The organism is Bacillus sp. 0102A, from assembly GCF_036765155.1.
Classification (GTDB): Bacteria; Bacillota; Bacilli; order Bacillales; family Bacillaceae; genus Bacillus; species Bacillus subtilis_G.
Genome location: NZ_JBAIZW010000004.1, coordinates 59,183 through 74,216, shown reverse-complemented (window position 1 = coordinate 74,216; position 15,034 = coordinate 59,183). Strand labels below are relative to the sequence as shown.

Annotated in this window: 13 protein-coding genes and 1 other annotated feature; of the genes, 12 read left to right on the top strand and 1 reads right to left on the bottom strand. The window is 43.4% G+C overall.

Annotation, left to right across the window (positions count from 1 at the left end; translation table 11 throughout):
* Positions 1 to 45 precede the first annotated feature (45 nt).
* The 7 genes from V6D41_RS10930 to V6D41_RS10900 all read left to right on the top strand — a co-directional run bounded on the left by V6D41_RS10930 (position 46) and on the right by V6D41_RS10900 (position 7,624).
* On the top strand, positions 46 to 831 hold the full coding sequence (locus V6D41_RS10930) for a DUF2268 domain-containing protein (protein ID WP_333518211.1): 786 nt from the start codon (positions 46 to 48) through the stop codon (positions 829 to 831).
* A gap of 190 nt (positions 832 to 1,021) precedes the next feature.
* Positions 1,022 to 2,008, top strand: coding sequence for an oligopeptide ABC transporter ATP-binding protein AppD (gene appD, locus V6D41_RS10925; protein ID WP_148964281.1), 987 nt, complete (start codon positions 1,022 to 1,024; stop codon positions 2,006 to 2,008).
* On the top strand, positions 2,005 to 2,994 hold the full coding sequence (gene appF, locus V6D41_RS10920; protein WP_333518210.1) for an oligopeptide ABC transporter ATP-binding protein AppF: 990 nt from the start codon (positions 2,005 to 2,007) through the stop codon (positions 2,992 to 2,994). The genes appD and appF overlap by 4 nt, the downstream gene beginning before the upstream one ends.
* A gap of 87 nt (positions 2,995 to 3,081) precedes the next feature.
* Positions 3,082 to 4,713 (top strand): peptide-binding protein, encoded by a 1,632-nt coding sequence (locus V6D41_RS10915; RefSeq protein ID WP_333518209.1) that lies wholly within the window; start codon positions 3,082 to 3,084, stop codon positions 4,711 to 4,713.
* 74 nt (positions 4,714 to 4,787) lie between these two features.
* On the top strand, positions 4,788 to 5,738 hold the full coding sequence (locus tag V6D41_RS10910) for an ABC transporter permease (protein ID WP_087993443.1): 951 nt from the start codon (positions 4,788 to 4,790) through the stop codon (positions 5,736 to 5,738).
* A 16-nt stretch (positions 5,739 to 5,754) separates the two neighbouring features.
* Positions 5,755 to 6,666 (top strand): oligopeptide ABC transporter permease AppC, encoded by a 912-nt coding sequence (appC, locus tag V6D41_RS10905; RefSeq protein ID WP_148964284.1) that lies wholly within the window; start codon positions 5,755 to 5,757, stop codon positions 6,664 to 6,666.
* 205 nt (positions 6,667 to 6,871) lie between these two features.
* Entirely contained in the window at positions 6,872 to 7,624 is a 753-nt protein-coding gene (locus V6D41_RS10900; protein ID WP_087993441.1) for a YjbA family protein, read from the top strand.
* Between the two features lie 34 nt (positions 7,625 to 7,658).
* Here V6D41_RS10900 and trpS read toward each other — a convergent pair whose 3' ends face one another.
* Entirely contained in the window at positions 7,659 to 8,651 is a 993-nt protein-coding gene (gene trpS, locus V6D41_RS10895; RefSeq protein WP_333518208.1) for a tryptophan--tRNA ligase, read from the bottom strand.
* Between the two features lie 57 nt (positions 8,652 to 8,708).
* Positions 8,709 to 8,922, bottom strand: a binding site (T-box leader).
* Between the two features lie 472 nt (positions 8,923 to 9,394).
* Between trpS and oppA the strand changes: the two genes are divergently transcribed.
* From oppA to oppF, 5 genes are all read left to right on the top strand, one after another.
* Positions 9,395 to 11,032, top strand: a complete 1,638-nt coding sequence (gene oppA, locus V6D41_RS10890; protein ID WP_333518207.1) for an oligopeptide ABC transporter substrate-binding protein OppA — start codon at positions 9,395 to 9,397, stop codon at positions 11,030 to 11,032.
* A gap of 107 nt (positions 11,033 to 11,139) precedes the next feature.
* Positions 11,140 to 12,075, top strand: a complete 936-nt coding sequence (gene oppB, locus V6D41_RS10885) for an oligopeptide ABC transporter permease OppB (RefSeq protein ID WP_148964287.1) — start codon at positions 11,140 to 11,142, stop codon at positions 12,073 to 12,075.
* A gap of 3 nt (positions 12,076 to 12,078) precedes the next feature.
* Positions 12,079 to 12,996: an oligopeptide ABC transporter permease OppC gene (gene oppC / locus V6D41_RS10880; protein ID WP_087993437.1), complete on the top strand. Its 918-nt coding sequence runs from the start codon at positions 12,079 to 12,081 to the stop codon at positions 12,994 to 12,996.
* 4 nt (positions 12,997 to 13,000) lie between these two features.
* Positions 13,001 to 14,077, top strand: a complete 1,077-nt coding sequence (gene oppD, locus V6D41_RS10875; RefSeq protein ID WP_148964288.1) for an oligopeptide ABC transporter ATP-binding protein OppD — start codon at positions 13,001 to 13,003, stop codon at positions 14,075 to 14,077.
* 1 nt (position 14,078) lies between these two features.
* Positions 14,079 to 14,996 carry an oligopeptide ABC transporter ATP-binding protein OppF gene (gene oppF, locus V6D41_RS10870; protein WP_333518206.1) on the top strand — a complete coding sequence of 306 codons (918 nt, stop codon included), beginning with the start codon at positions 14,079 to 14,081 and terminating at the stop codon, positions 14,994 to 14,996.
* The last annotated feature ends 38 nt before the right edge of the window (positions 14,997 to 15,034 follow it).

Genomic DNA, 15,034 nt, shown 5'->3' with positions numbered 1-15,034 from the left:
GGTTTTTTTGTGTGCGCATAGGATAAGAAGAGGAGGCGATCACATATGAGTGTGGAACAAACATATAGCTGGCTCGGGAAGGCTGCGTCAATAGATGATTTGGCGCATTACATTGTCCCGCTTTTTTCAGGTGTGGAGAAAAAGAACTGGAAAGGCATTCTGGGGCACCTTCAGCATCATGGAATGTTTAAAAACATAAAAGAGGGCATCCATACTGCTTCCGAGCTGAAAGAAAAAGGTTTTTTTGAGCATATTCAAAAAGAAGAACTGTACCTTAAAAACAAATGGCAAGGTCCCGATGTGCCGATTGTCACACTGCCGGTTGACGAACGAAACAGGAGAATCCGTTTAGAATTCGGATCAAAATCAGGACTCGCTTTTCAAGACAAAATGTTCCTCTTTCTTTCGTCAGAGTTGGATTTTGCGTCAGTATCTGCCCTGATGACACATGAATATCATCACGTTTGCAGGTTAGATCATCTGACAAAAGATGAAAAGGATGTCACATTACTTGATACAATCATCATGGAAGGGCTTGCAGAATATGCTGTTTATGAGAGGTTCGGCCGAAGCCAAACGGCTGAATGGGCATCTTGGTATACCCCGGAGCAGCTGCAGGCTTTATACGAGAAAAAAATTGCACCCAACCAGGATATCAAACGGGACAATCGATTATTCTCACAGCTGTTATTCGGCAAAGGATATCAGCCAAAAATGCTTGGATACGCAGTCGGATTCAATATAGTGAAAAAATATTTAACAGCCAACAAAGCAAACACGGCAGACGGACTGTCCATTCCTGCTGAAACCTTTTTGAATGCAACGCTTTAAAAGAATAAAATAATGGAATTTCGTTAATAATATTACATTTATCCTAAAAAATTCTTGATTTTGCAAAATGATTGTAATAATATACAACTATAAAATTTTTCGATAATTCAATATTATTTATTATTTCTGAATAAAGGGATTGCTTTCTCTTGAAAATGTTTGACAACAAGAGGGGGAAAGGGGAGCTAGCATGAGCACACTTTTAGAAGTGAATAATTTAAAGACTTATTTTTTTAGGAAAAAGGAGCCGATCCCTGCGGTTGACGGAGTCGATTTTCACATCAGCAAAGGCGAAACCGTAGCGCTTGTAGGTGAATCGGGCTCCGGAAAAAGCATTACTTCTTTATCCATTATGGGCCTCGTCCAAAGCTCAGGCGGAAAAATCATGGACGGCTCTATTAAACTCGAAGACAGAGACCTCACCTCATTCACTGAAAATGACTATTGCAAAATCCGCGGAAACGAAGTATCTATGATCTTTCAGGAACCAATGACCTCCCTTAATCCGGTGTTAACAATCGGAGACCAAATTACCGAAGTGCTGATTTACCATAAAAACATGAAGAAAAAAGAAGCCCGCCAAAAAGCTGTTGAACTTTTGCAGATGGTCGGTTTCTCCCGGGCAGAGCAAATGATGAAGGAGTATCCGCACCGGCTGTCCGGCGGAATGAGGCAGAGGGTAATGATTGCCATCGCACTCAGCTGCAATCCTAAACTGCTCATTGCCGATGAACCGACGACAGCGCTGGATGTGACAATACAATCCCAAGTTTTGGAACTCATGAAAGATCTTTGTCAGAAGTTCAACACGTCAATTCTTCTCATCACACACGACTTAGGTGTCGTGTCGGAAGCAGCTGACAGAGTAATTGTCATGTACTGCGGACAAGTCGTGGAAAACGCCACCGTCGACGATTTATTTTTAGAGCCGCTTCATCCTTACACAGAAGGCCTGCTGACGTCGATTCCGGTCATAGATGGAGAGATTGATAAATTAAATGCGATTAAAGGCAGCGTGCCGACACCGGATAACCTGCCGCCGGGGTGCCGTTTTGCCCCAAGGTGCCCGAAAGCCATGGATAGATGCTGGACAAATCAGCCTTCGCTTTTGACGCACAAAAGCGGAAGAACGGTGAGATGCTTTTTATATGAGGAAGAGGGTGCCGAACAATCATGACTGCAGCTAATCAAGAAACAATCTTAGAGCTACGTGACGTAAAAAAATACTTCCCAATCCGCTCAGGCTTTTTTCAAAGAAAAGTCGGCGATGTAAAAGCGGTGGACGGTGTTTCATTTTCGTTAAAAAAAGGAGAAACACTCGGGATCGTTGGAGAGTCGGGCTGCGGAAAATCGACTGCCGGCAGGACGATGATCAGGCTTTATAAACCGACAGAAGGCCAAATCCTTTTTAAAGGGCAGGATATCTCCAATTTGTCAGAGGAGAAGCTGCGGAAAAGTGTCCGCAAAAATATTCAAATGGTTTTCCAAGATCCGTTTGCTTCTTTGAATCCAAGAAAAACGCTGCGTTCTATCATTAAGGAGCCGTTACATACGCACCACATGTATACGATGCGTGAACGAAACGAAAAAGTCGAAGAACTGCTTGCGAGAGTAGGTCTCCACCCGTCGTTTGCCAGCCGTTATCCCCATGAATTTTCCGGCGGCCAGCGTCAGCGGATCGGCATCGCCAGAGCGCTCACTTTGAATCCGGAATTGATCATCGCAGATGAGCCGGTTTCCGCACTTGATGTATCCATTCAGGCTCAAGTGATTAACTTAATGGAAGAATTACAGGAAGAATTTAATCTGACGTATCTATTTATCTCTCATGATCTAAGTGTCGTCCGCCATATCAGCGACAGAGTCGGAGTGATGTATCTAGGCAAAATGATGGAACTGACCGGCAAGCATGAGCTTTACGACCATCCGCTACACCCTTACACCCAAGCTCTTCTATCATCCGTTCCGGTTACAAGAAAAAAAGGATCTGTCAAACGTGAACGCATCGTTCTGAAGGGAGAACTGCCAAGTCCGGCTAATCCGCCAAAAGGCTGCGTTTTCCACACAAGATGTCCTGTTGCAAAGCCGATTTGCAAGGAACAAATACCAGAATTCAAAGAAGCTGCTCCCAGCCATTTTGTGGCTTGTCACCTTTATAGCTAATGTTGCCCGCACAGCTTTGAGAGGGGGTATGCACACTACATAAACAACAGCTGAGAAGAACGAACATTTCAAGAGGGGGAATATTGAATGAAAAGACGGAAAACCGCACTGATGATGCTAAGTGTATTGATGGTTCTGGCCATCTTTTTATCGGCCTGCTCGGGATCAAAATCGAGCAGCAGCAGTGAGAAAAAATCAAACGGAAAACCGCAGCAAGGCGGGGATTTGGTTGTGGGTTCAATCGGAGCGCCAACACTTTTCAACTCACTATATTCAACTGATGAATCGAGTACAGATATTGAACAAATGATTTACAGCTTTTTAACAAAAACAGATGAAAACTTAAATGTCAAAATGTCACTGGCGGAAAGTGTGAAAGAGCTGGATGGCGGTTTGAAATATGACGTGAAAATCAAAAAAGGCGTTAAGTTCCACGACGGAGAAGAGCTTACTGCCGATGATGTGGTCTTTACGTACAACATTCCATTGAACAAGGATTACAAAGGAGAGCGCGGCTCGAACTTTGAAATGCTGAAATCGGTAGAGAAAAAGGGAGATTACGAGGTTTTATTTACATTGAAGTACAAAGACCCTAACTTCTATAACAACACGTTAGACAGCTACGGAATTCTGCCGGAGCACATTTTAAAAGATGTACCGGTTGCAGAGCTTGAGGATCATGATTTTAATAGAAAAAATCCAATCGGCTCGGGTCCTTTCAAATTTAAAGAATGGAAAGACGGGCAATACGTCAAGCTCGTTGCCAATGATGACTACTATGACGGCCGTCCGTACTTAGACAGCGTCACGTATAAAATCATTCCTGACGCCAATGCAGCGGTTGCCCAGCTTCAAGCGGGAGATATCGATTTCTTTAACGTGCCGTCAACGGATTATAAGACAGCGGAATCGTTTAATAATGTCAAAGTCGTTACAGATTTGGCGCTGAGCTACGCGTATATCGGCTGGAATGAGAAAAACGAGCTGTTTAAAGACAAAAAAGTGCGTCAGGCGCTCACCACCGCATTAGACCGTAAAACGATGGTGCAAACCGTATTGGATGGGGACGGTGAGGTCGCTTACATCCCGGAAAGCCCTGCTTCATGGAATTACCCGAAAGATGTAGAGGTTCCTAAATTTGAATACAATGTGAAAAAAGCGAAGAAGATGCTGAAAGAAGCCGGCTGGGAAGATACTGATGGTGACGGTTTCTTAGATAAAGACGGCAAAAAATTCGAGTTTACACTGAAAACGAACCAAGGAAACAAAGTTCGTGAAGACATTGCAGTTGTTGTCCAAGAACAGCTGAAGAAAGTCGGTATTAAAGTAACGCCGCAAATCGTGGAATGGAGCGCGTTAGTCGAACAGACAAGTGCCCCTAACTGGGACTATGACGCAATGGTTTTAGGGTGGAGTTTGTCCACGTTCCCGGATCATTACGATATCTTCCATTCAAGCCAGTCTAAAAACGGCTTGAATAATATGTGGTACAAAAACCCTGAAGTTGATAAGCTTCTCAAAGATGCAAAATCAATCAGTGACCGTAAGGAATATTCTAAAGCCTATGAAAAAATTTATCAAAAGCTTGCTGAAGACCAGCCGTACACCTTCCTTTATTATCCGAACAACCATATGGCGATGCCGGCTAATTTAGAGGGTTATGTGTATCATCCGAAACGCAAGCTGTACCAAATTGAAAAATGGTGGCTTGCCCAATAAATTTCCCTTGCAGGGGAGGGAGCGCGTTTCCTTCCCCTTTAATTTTGAAAAAGAACAACGAAGGGGACAAGAATATGGTTACATATATCATTCGAAGAACGCTATCTTCGATTCCTATTTTATTGGGAATTACAATTTTGTCTTTCGTTATTATGAAAGCCGCTCCGGGAGATCCGATGACGCTTATGATGGACCCGACGATCAGCCAGGCAGACAGGGCGCAGTTTATTGAAAAATACGGCCTCAACGATCCTGAGTACGTTCAATATTTAAAATGGCTCGGCAATATGGTTCAAGGGGACTTCGGCACGTCCATCATCAGAAAAGGGACGCCTGTTTCAGAACTGATTTTAGCACGGCTGCCCAACACACTCCTCTTGATGCTGGTGTCAACGATATTGGCGCTGATCATTTCCATCCCATTCGGGGTCATTTCTGCGAAAAAACCTTATTCGAAGTTGGACTACGGCATTACATTTACTTCATTTATCGGTTTGGCGATTCCGAATTTTTGGTTCGGACTGATTTTAATTATGGTGTTTGCTGTGAATCTCGGCTGGTTCCCGACCGGGGGAGTCGCAACGCTTAACGCGGATTTTAGTTATGTAGACCGAATTCATCATTTGCTTTTACCCGCTTTTGTGCTGGCGACAGCTGATATGGCAGGCTTAACGAGATATACAAGATCCAATATGATCGATGTGTTAAACCAAGACTATATTCGGACTGCCAGATCAAAAGGTTTCAAAGAGAATCGAGTATTGTTTAAGCATGGCTTGCGGAATGCGCTATTGCCTGTTATTACGATCTTCGGTTTAATGATTCCCTCCTTTATCGGCGGAGCGGTTGTCGTAGAGCAGATTTTCACTTGGCCGGGGTTAGGAAAGCTGTTTGTCGATTCGGCATTCCAACGCGATTATCCGGTTATCATGGCAATGACTGTGATCTCGGCGGTTCTTGTCGTTGTCGGAAACCTCATTGCAGACATCCTTTACGCGATTGTTGATCCGCGGATCGAATATTAAAAGGAGGGAAACAGAGATGTCAGAGCTGCAAACAACTCCCTCGCCGGAGATCAGGCTGAAAGAAAATATTTCGAAAAAACCAGAGACGATGACCAAGATCTTCTGGGACAAATTCTCGAAAAACAAACTGGCTATTCTAGGTGCCGTCATTCTGTTTATCATTATTATGTCGGCTGTTTTCGCTCCTTTAATTGCGCCTTATCCCCAAGAGCAGCAAAGCCTGCTTGATAAATATAAGGCGCCGGGCCTTGAACATCTGATGGGAACAGATAAATTCGGCCGAGATATTTTCAGCCGAATCTTGTATGGGGCGCGTGTCTCTTTATTGGTTGGTTTTGCGTCAGTAGTCGGTTCGATTTTGATCGGAACGGTTTTAGGGGCGTTAGCGGGATATTTCAGAGGAATAGTCGATGCTGTCATTATGCGTTTGGTCGACATTGTATTATCCATTCCTGATATCTTCTTGTTGATCACGCTTGTTACCATCTTTAAGCCTGGTGTGGACAAACTGATTTTAATTTTCTGTCTCACCGGCTGGACAACAACGGCACGATTGGTAAGAGGAGAGTTTCTATCGCTTCGTTCAAGGGAATACGTTCTGGCTGCTAAAACAATCGGAACGAAGACTCACAAAATTATCTTTTCACATATTCTCCCCAATGCGTTAGGACCGATTATTGTGTCAGCAACATTAAAGGTAGGTTCAGTTATTCTCGCTGAGTCAGCGCTGAGCTACTTAGGCTTCGGGATTCAGCCGCCAATCGCAAGCTGGGGAAATATGCTTCAAGATGCACAAAATTTCACAGTGATGATTCAGGCATGGTGGTATCCATTATTTCCCGGGCTATTTATTTTAATGACCGTTTTATGCTTCAACTTTGTCGGTGATGGCCTGCGAGATGCACTGGATCCGAAAAATATTAAATAAAAATGAAAACAATATTTGTTATAAAATATAACGAAAACAGAAGAAAAGCAGATCTCTTTTTGTCAGAAAATCTACAAAGAGATCTGCTTTTTGTGATTCTTATATTAACCCAACGATTCCAGATTTCCTCAATTTCTTTGGAATAATTTCTCTATCCCTTGCCTATACTGTGGACAACAGTTTTTATAAAAGTGAGGGGTTAGAGATGTTATTTCTTCATGATGTGTGGGTCAATTGGTTTGAAGGGGAAGAAAATGGCTACAATGTTTGCCACTTTCACGAATGGCGCAAGGAAGATACGGTTGAGCTTTTGGATCAGGTGCCGCTGTTAAGGGTGCCGTCGGTACTGTTTCATTACATAGAAAACGATTTATCTGAGCTTCCTAAAGATTTGCTTGAAGATATACATCAGAAATCGTACATTCGGAAAAATCATGAGCGGACAAAGCTTGAGTATTGTTTTGTCGTAACAGACGGAATCGGCATTTTGGCTGTTGACACAATCGGCTACACGATCCCTGTCAGAAAAAGTCGTCTGATCCCAAGACAGGAGCAGCTCGTTTATGAAATGGTAAAAGATGTAGAGCCTGAAACATATGAATTTGAGCCAAAGAAGCTCGAATCCTCCAAAGAATATCATATTTTATCATTAGCACCAGAGCACGTCAGAGGGCTGACAAGAAAAGAACGGCAAATCAAGCAGTTGATGTTTATGGCGCTGGACCAATTAAAAGGGCTGGAAAACCGCGCTGAAATCGGCTACTGGTACACAGAATGGAACCCGCATATGTATGAACAAATCAAACGGATGAGCTTTGAAGAGATTTGGGACATGCTGTATAACGAAACAATTGAAGGCTGGTCGGACAAGCATTTGGCTTTTTGCGAAAACCTGATAAAAGGACAGCCTTTTTTCGAAAAGCTATGGGAAATGGAAAACGAATCAAAGGTAAACTGAAAAAAACCGCTCTTTGCAAAGAGCGGTTTTTTGATCAGCGTCTTTTTCGGCCAAGACCCATGGCGTTCTCCATTTTTTTCAGCATTTTGTTCGCTGTCCGGTTCGCACGTTCCGCGCCTTCATCAAGAATACGGTCTAATTCATCAGATTCAATCAGTTCATGATAGCGATCCTGGATCGGTTTTAATGCGTTAACCACGACTTCTGCCAAATCCCCTTTAAACTCGCCGTAGCCTTTCCCTTCGTACTTAGCTTCAAGCTCTTGAATCGTCGTATTGCCAAGGATTGAATAAATTGTAAGAAGGTTGGAAACGCCCGGTTTGTTTTCCTTATCAAATTTCACAATGCCCTCAGAATCTGTCACAGCGCTTTTGATTTTCTTTTCAAGAAGCTTTGGTTCATCCAGCAAGGTAATATAAGATTTTTGGTTCGAATCGGATTTGCTCATTTTCTTCAGCGGATCATTAAGAGACATGATGCGTGCGCCGACTTTAGGAATTTTCACTTCCGGAACCGTAAAGATGTCGTTATATTTTTTGTTGAAGCGTTCTGCGAGATTCCGCGTCAGCTCAAGGTGCTGCTTTTGATCCTCGCCGACAGGCACAAGATCCGTTCCATACAGCAGAATATCAGCGGCCATCAGCGGCGGGTACGTTAGCAGTCCGGAGACGACAGCTTCATTGCCTTTGGACTTGTCTTTAAATTGAGTCATCCTTTCGAGCTCGCCGATATACGCGACACACTGCATCATCCATCCGGCCTGCGCATGCGCGGGAACCTCTGATTGAATAAACAATGTTGCTTTTTCTGGATCAAGCCCGACAGCTAAGTATAGCGCCGCCAGACTGCGGATATTCTTTCTGAGCTGAATCCGGTCTTGAGGCACAGTGATCGCATGCTGATCCACGATGCAAAAATAGCTGTTATAATCATTTTGCAGTTCGACAAATTGCTTCATTGCACCGATATAGTTGCCGAGCGTAACAGATCCGCTTGGCTGAATACCTGAAAAAATCGTTTGTTTCATGAAAACATCAACCTCATTTCTTAAAACATAATAAAAAGGCTCATTCTTCCCCTGTAAAAAAGGGACGAATGAACCGTGGTGCCACCCTGATTATTCCATTAAAATGGAATCACTCTGACGTTTTTAACGGAGACTGCTCCGGCTGAGCCTACTTTTTCGGATTCGGTCAGCTGCTCCAAAGTCCATTCCACATTGCCCGTTATCTGCTCCCAGCACCGCAGACTCTCTTCAAACAGGTGAAATGTGTACTACTCTTTTTCATAGCACGCTTTTCTTTTGATTGCTTCATTATAAATCAATTATAACCAATTGTCATCATGAAAAAACATTCTTTTCCCAGTAACATGGTAATGATATAAAAATCACGAACACGCCGCCAAATCCCTAAATGATAACTGCTATCAGCGTGAAAACAGCTAGATATTATATGTAAAAAGCAATATGGGAAGAAAACTGATTAAATAGTTTTTAATCAATTTATGCTTTAAATGGTAGAAGGATATTATGTTCGTGGAAGAAAAACTAACGAAGTTCAAATATTTTAAATTGATAAAATAATATTGCAATAAATTATTTGTTTCATTATAATGAACTTGTTCACTCTATTGTTACAGCTTTTTTACAAAAATAATCAGAAAAGACGGAACAGAATAAAAGTTATGGAAACACAGGTTCATTTGTCTGATATTTCTGAGGATTTAGCCGTAATGAGCTGAAAAAATTATATTAGGGGGTTTGCGAATATGAAAAAACGTTGGTCGATTGTCACGTTGATGCTCATTTTCACTCTCGTGCTGAGCGCTTGCGGCTTTGGCGGCAGCGGATCAAACGGTGAAGGAAAAAAGGACAGTAAAGGAAAGACGACACTTAACATTAATATTAAAACTGAGCCGTTCTCCTTACATCCGGGATTGGCAAATGATTCAGTATCAGGCGGTGTCATCCGTCAGACTTTTGAAGGATTGACACGCATCAATGCAGATGGAGAGCCTGAAGAAGGCATGGCTTCTAAAATTGAAACGAGCAAAGATGGAAAGACATATACGTTCACTATTCGTGATGGCGTGAAATGGTCTAATGGTGACCCTGTAACAGCACAAGATTTTGAATATGCTTGGAAATGGGCGCTTGATCCTAATAACGAATCACAATATGCTTACCAGCTTTACTACATAAAAGGTGCTGAAGCGGCGAATACCGGCAAAGGCAGTCTTGATGATGTGGCAGTAAAAGCTGTAAACGACAAAACGCTAAAGGTTGAATTAAATAACCCGACTCCATATTTCACTGAATTAACGGCGTTCTATACGTATATGCCGATCAACAAAAAAATTGCAGAGAAAAATAAAAAGTGGAACACAAATGCCGGAGATAATTATGTATCGAACGGGCCATTCAAAATGACGGCATGGAAACACAGCGGATCTATTACTCTTGAGAAAAATGACCAGTATTGGGAGCAAGACAAAGTCAAACTGAAGAAAATTAAAATGGTTATGATCAACAATACCAATACTGAACTGAAAAAATTCCAAGCTGGTGAACTTGATTGGGCCGGTTTGCCGCTCGGACAGCTTCCGACTGAATCGCTCCCTACTTTGAAAAAAGACGGTTCTTTACATGTTGAGCCGATGGCAGGTGTGTATTGGTACAAATTCAATACTGAAGCGAAACCGTTAGACAACGTCAATATCCGTAAAGCATTATCTTATGCGATTAACCGCCAATCAATTGTTGAAAACATTACACAAGGTGAACAAATCCCGGCAATGGCTGCGGTGCCACCGACAATGAAGGGGTTTGAAGATAACAAAGAAGGCTACTTCAAAGACAACGATGTCAAAACGGCAAAAGAATACCTTGAGAAAGGCCTGAAAGAAATGGGCTTAAGCAAGGCATCTGACCTGCCGAAAATCAAATTGTCTTATAACACTGATGACGCGCATGCGAAAATCGCTCAAGCTGTACAAGAAATGTGGAAGAAAGATTTAGGCGTGAATGTTGAGCTTGATAACTCAGAATGGAATGTATATATTGATAAGCTTCACAGCCAAGATTATCAAATCGGCCGTATGGGCTGGCTCGGCGACTTCAATGATCCTATTAACTTCCTTGAATTGTTCCGTGACAAAGACGGAGGCAATAACGATACTGGCTGGGAAAATCCAGAATTCAAAAAGCTCCTGAATCAGTCACAAACTGAAACAGATCCAACAAAACGTGCAGAGCTGCTGAAAAAAGCAGAAGGTATTTTCATTGATGAAATGCCGGTTGCTCCAGTTTATTTTTATACGATTCCTTGGGTGCAAGACGAAAATCTGAAAGGAACCATCCTTACTGGAACCGGAGAAATTTATTTCAGAAACGCGTACTTTCAATAAGTCTTATTTGTAAAAACAATAACCTCAAGGTATATGGGGACCTATTTCCCATATACCTTTCTTACTGAAAGAGTATAAAAATGTAAAAACCATGGAGGTGTTCCCCCTTGCTAAAATATATCGGAAGACGCTTAGTCTATATGATTATCACATTATTTGTGATTGTAACTGTGACATTCTTCTTAATGCAGGCAGCACCGGGCGGGCCATTTTCAGGTGAGAAAAAGCTTCCGCCTGAAATTGAAGCAAACTTAAATGCGCATTACGGCTTGGACAAGCCGCTGTTTGTACAATACGCCAGTTATTTGAAATCAGTTGCAATGTGGGATTTCGGACCGTCATTTAAATATAAAGGTCAGAGTGTTAACGACCTGATCAGTTCAGGTTTCCCCGTTTCATTCACTCTCGGAGCAGAAGCTATTCTCCTCGCTTTAGCGTTTGGTGTATTGTTTGGGGTCATAGCAGCTCTTTACCATAATAAGTGGCAGGATTATACCGTCGCGATTTTAACGATATTCGGTATCTCAGTTCCGAGCTTTATCATGGCGGCTGTTTTGCAATATGTGTTCTCCATGAAGCTTGATCTGTTTCCCGTCGCGGGGTGGGAGTCCTGGGCATACACCTTTTTGCCTTCAGTGGCACTTGCTTCCATGCCGATGGCGTTTATTGCCAGACTTTCCCGTTCAAGCATGATCGAAGTGTTAAACAGTGATTATATTCGCACAGCGAAAGCAAAAGGGCTGTCCCGTCCAGCAGTTACAGTGCGGCACGCCATCCGAAACGCGCTTTTGCCAGTCGTTACATACATGGGCCCGATGGCCGCGCAGGTCTTAACGGGAAGCTTTATTATTGAAACGATTTTTGGGATCCCGGGGCTGGGGTCACACTTCGTAAACAGTATTACAAACCGCGATTATACAGTCATTATGGGTGTAACGGTATTCTTCAGTGTTATCTTGCTATTGTGTGTATTAATTGTAGATGTGCTATACGGCATTATTGATCCAAGAATCAAGCTTTCCAAAGCAAAGAAAGGAGCCTAGGCCATGCAAAACATTCCGAAAAACCTGTTTGAACCAGCCGCAGCGAATGCCGGCGATGCAGAAAAAATAAGTAAAAAGAGCCTTTCCCTCTGGAAAGATGCGATGCTTCGCTTCCGCAGCAATAAGCTTGCAATGGTCGGGCTTATCATTATTGTTCTCATTATCCTTATGGCGATTTTTGCGCCGCTGTTCTCAAAGTATGATTATTCAACTACTAATCTCTTAAATGCGGATAAGCCGCCTTCAAAAGACCATTGGTTCGGAACAGATGACCTTGGACGGGACATTTTCGTCCGTACATGGGTAGGTGCGCGAATCTCGATCTTTATCGGTGTAGCGGCCGCTGTTCTTGATTTGCTGATCGGCGTGATTTGGGGAAGCATTTCAGGCTTCCGCGGAGGCAGAACGGATGAAATTATGATGCGTATCGCCGATATCCTTTGGGCAGTTCCTTCATTATTAATGGTCATCTTACTGATGGTTGTTCTGCCGAAAGGGCTGTTAACCATTATTATTGCCATGACCATTACGGGCTGGATTAATATGGCCAGAATCGTACGCGGTCAAGTGCTGCAGCTGAAAAATCAGGAGTATGTGCTTGCTTCACAGACACTCGGCGCAAAAACATCCCGTCTGCTGTTTAAACATATCGTGCCAAACGCGATGGGTTCCATTTTGGTTACGATGACATTGACAGTTCCGACTGCGATTTTTACAGAAGCCTTTTTAAGCTATTTGGGACTTGGTGTTCCGGCTCCGCTGGCAAGCTGGGGAACGATGGCTTCTGACGGATTGCCTGCATTGACCTATTATCCGTGGCGTTTATTCTTCCCTGCCGGTTTCATCTGCATTACGATGTTTGGCTTTAACGTGGTCGGCGACGGATTAAGAGACGCATTGGATCCTAAGTTACGTAAATAAGGGAGTGATACGGGTGACACGCCTATTAGAAGTAAAAGATTTAGCGATTTCATTTAAAACATATGGCGGAGAGGTTCAGGCGATCCGCGGGGTGAATTTCCATCTGAATAAGGGAGAGACGCTGGCCATCGTCGGAGAATCAGGTTCCGGAAAAAGTGTGACCTCTCAAGCGATCATGAAGCTGATTCCAATGCCTCCGGGTTATTTTAAGCGCGGTGAGATCTTGTTTGACGGAAAGGATCTGGTGCCGCTGTCCGAAAAAGAGATGCAAAATGTCCGTGGAAAAGATATCGGGATGATATTCCAGGATCCAATGACCTCTTTAAATCCGACGATGAAGGTCGGCAAACAAATTACGGAAGTTCTTTTTAAACACGATAAGATTTCAAAGGAAGCGGCGAAAAAACGCGCAATTGAACTGTTGGATTTAGTCGGTATTCCGATGCCGGAAAAACGGGTCAATCAATTTCCGCACGAATTTTCAGGCGGAATGAGACAGCGGGTTGTCATTGCCATGGCCCTTGCGGCGAATCCAAAGCTTCTGATCGCCGATGAGCCGACAACCGCTCTTGATGTAACGATACAAGCGCAAATTCTCGAATTGATGAAGGATTTGCAAAAGAAAATTGACACATCCATCATCTTTATTACACACGATCTTGGTGTCGTGGCCAACGTTGCAGACCGGGTCGCTGTCATGTACGCGGGGCAGATTGTAGAAACCGGCACAGTCGACGAGATTTTCTACGATCCGAGACATCCGTATACGTGGGGTCTGCTTGCATCCATGCCGACACTGGAAAGTTCAGGAGAGGAACAGCTGACTGCAATTCCGGGCACGCCGCCTGATTTGACAAACCCGCCAAAAGGAGATGCTTTTGCTTTGCGGAGTTCTTACGCGATGAAAATCGATTTTGAACAGGAGCCGCCAATGTTTAAGGTATCTGATACTCATTATGTCAAATCGTGGCTGCTTCATCCTGACGCGCCGAAGGCAGAGCCGCCTGAAGCGGTAAAAGCGAAAATGCGTAAACTGGCAAATACGTATGAAAAACCTGTCTTAGTGAGAGAAGGTGAATGAATTGACTGAGAAACTATTAGAAATCAAGCATTTAAAACAGCACTTTGTCACGCCGAAAGGAACGGTAAAGGCTGTAGACGATTTGTCATTTGATATCTATAAAGGTGAAACATTAGGGCTGGTTGGTGAATCTGGCTGCGGTAAATCGACAACAGGCCGAAGTATTATCCGGCTGTACGAGGCAACCGATGGCGAGGTGCTGTTTAATGGCGAAAATGTGCACGGGAAAAAATCACGGAAAAAGCTGCTGGAATTCAACCGCAAAATGCAGATGATTTTCCAAGACCCATATGCATCCCTGAATCCGAGAATGACAGTTGCTGATATTATTGCTGAAGGCCTCGATATTCATAAGCTGGCGAAAACGAAAAAAGAGCGGATGGAGCGGGTTCACGAGCTCTTGGAAACAGTCGGATTAAACAAGGAGCACGCAAACCGCTACCCGCATGAATTTTCCGGCGGCCAGCGCCAAAGAATCGGGATTGCCAGAGCTCTTGCCGTTGATCCGGAATTTATTATCGCGGATGAGCCGATTTCTGCTTTGGATGTATCCATTCAGGCGCAGGTCGTGAATTTAATGAAAGAACTGCAAAAAGAAAAAGGGCTCACATATCTGTTTATCGCCCACGATTTATCGATGGTCAAATACATCAGCGACCGCATCGGAGTGATGTATTTCGGCAAACTTGTTGAGCTTGCGCCGGCAGATGAGCTTTATGAAAATCCGCTTCATCCATATACAAAGTCATTGCTTTCGGCGATTCCGCTTCCCGATCCGGATTACGAGAGAAATCGCGCCCGCCAGAAATACGATCCGTCTGTCCATCAATTAAAAGATGGGGAAACGATGGAATTCCGTGAAGTTAAACCGGGACATTTTGTGATGTGCACGGAAGCGGAATTTAAAGCTTACTCATGATTCTTCAATCCTTCAAGAGAAACGTCTTGAAGGATTTT

Bases quoted from the DNA above. Each gene is read 5' to 3' on its own strand.
- V6D41_RS10930 (WP_333518211.1), top strand. From the start codon at position 46: ATGAGTGTGGAACAAACATATAGCTGGCTCGGGAAGGCTGCGTCAATA.
- appD (WP_148964281.1), top strand. From the start codon at position 1,022: ATGAGCACACTTTTAGAAGTGAATAATTTAAAGACTTATTTTTTTAGG.
- appF (WP_333518210.1), top strand. From the start codon at position 2,005: ATGACTGCAGCTAATCAAGAAACAATCTTAGAGCTACGTGACGTAAAA.
- V6D41_RS10915 (WP_333518209.1), top strand. From the start codon at position 3,082: ATGAAAAGACGGAAAACCGCACTGATGATGCTAAGTGTATTGATGGTT.
- V6D41_RS10910 (WP_087993443.1), top strand. From the start codon at position 4,788: ATGGTTACATATATCATTCGAAGAACGCTATCTTCGATTCCTATTTTA.
- appC (WP_148964284.1), top strand. From the start codon at position 5,755: ATGTCAGAGCTGCAAACAACTCCCTCGCCGGAGATCAGGCTGAAAGAA.
- V6D41_RS10900 (WP_087993441.1), top strand. From the start codon at position 6,872: ATGTTATTTCTTCATGATGTGTGGGTCAATTGGTTTGAAGGGGAAGAA.
- trpS (WP_333518208.1), bottom strand. From the start codon at position 8,651: ATGAAACAAACGATTTTTTCAGGTATTCAGCCAAGCGGATCTGTTACG.
- oppA (WP_333518207.1), top strand. From the start codon at position 9,395: ATGAAAAAACGTTGGTCGATTGTCACGTTGATGCTCATTTTCACTCTC.
- oppC (WP_087993437.1), top strand. From the start codon at position 12,079: ATGCAAAACATTCCGAAAAACCTGTTTGAACCAGCCGCAGCGAATGCC.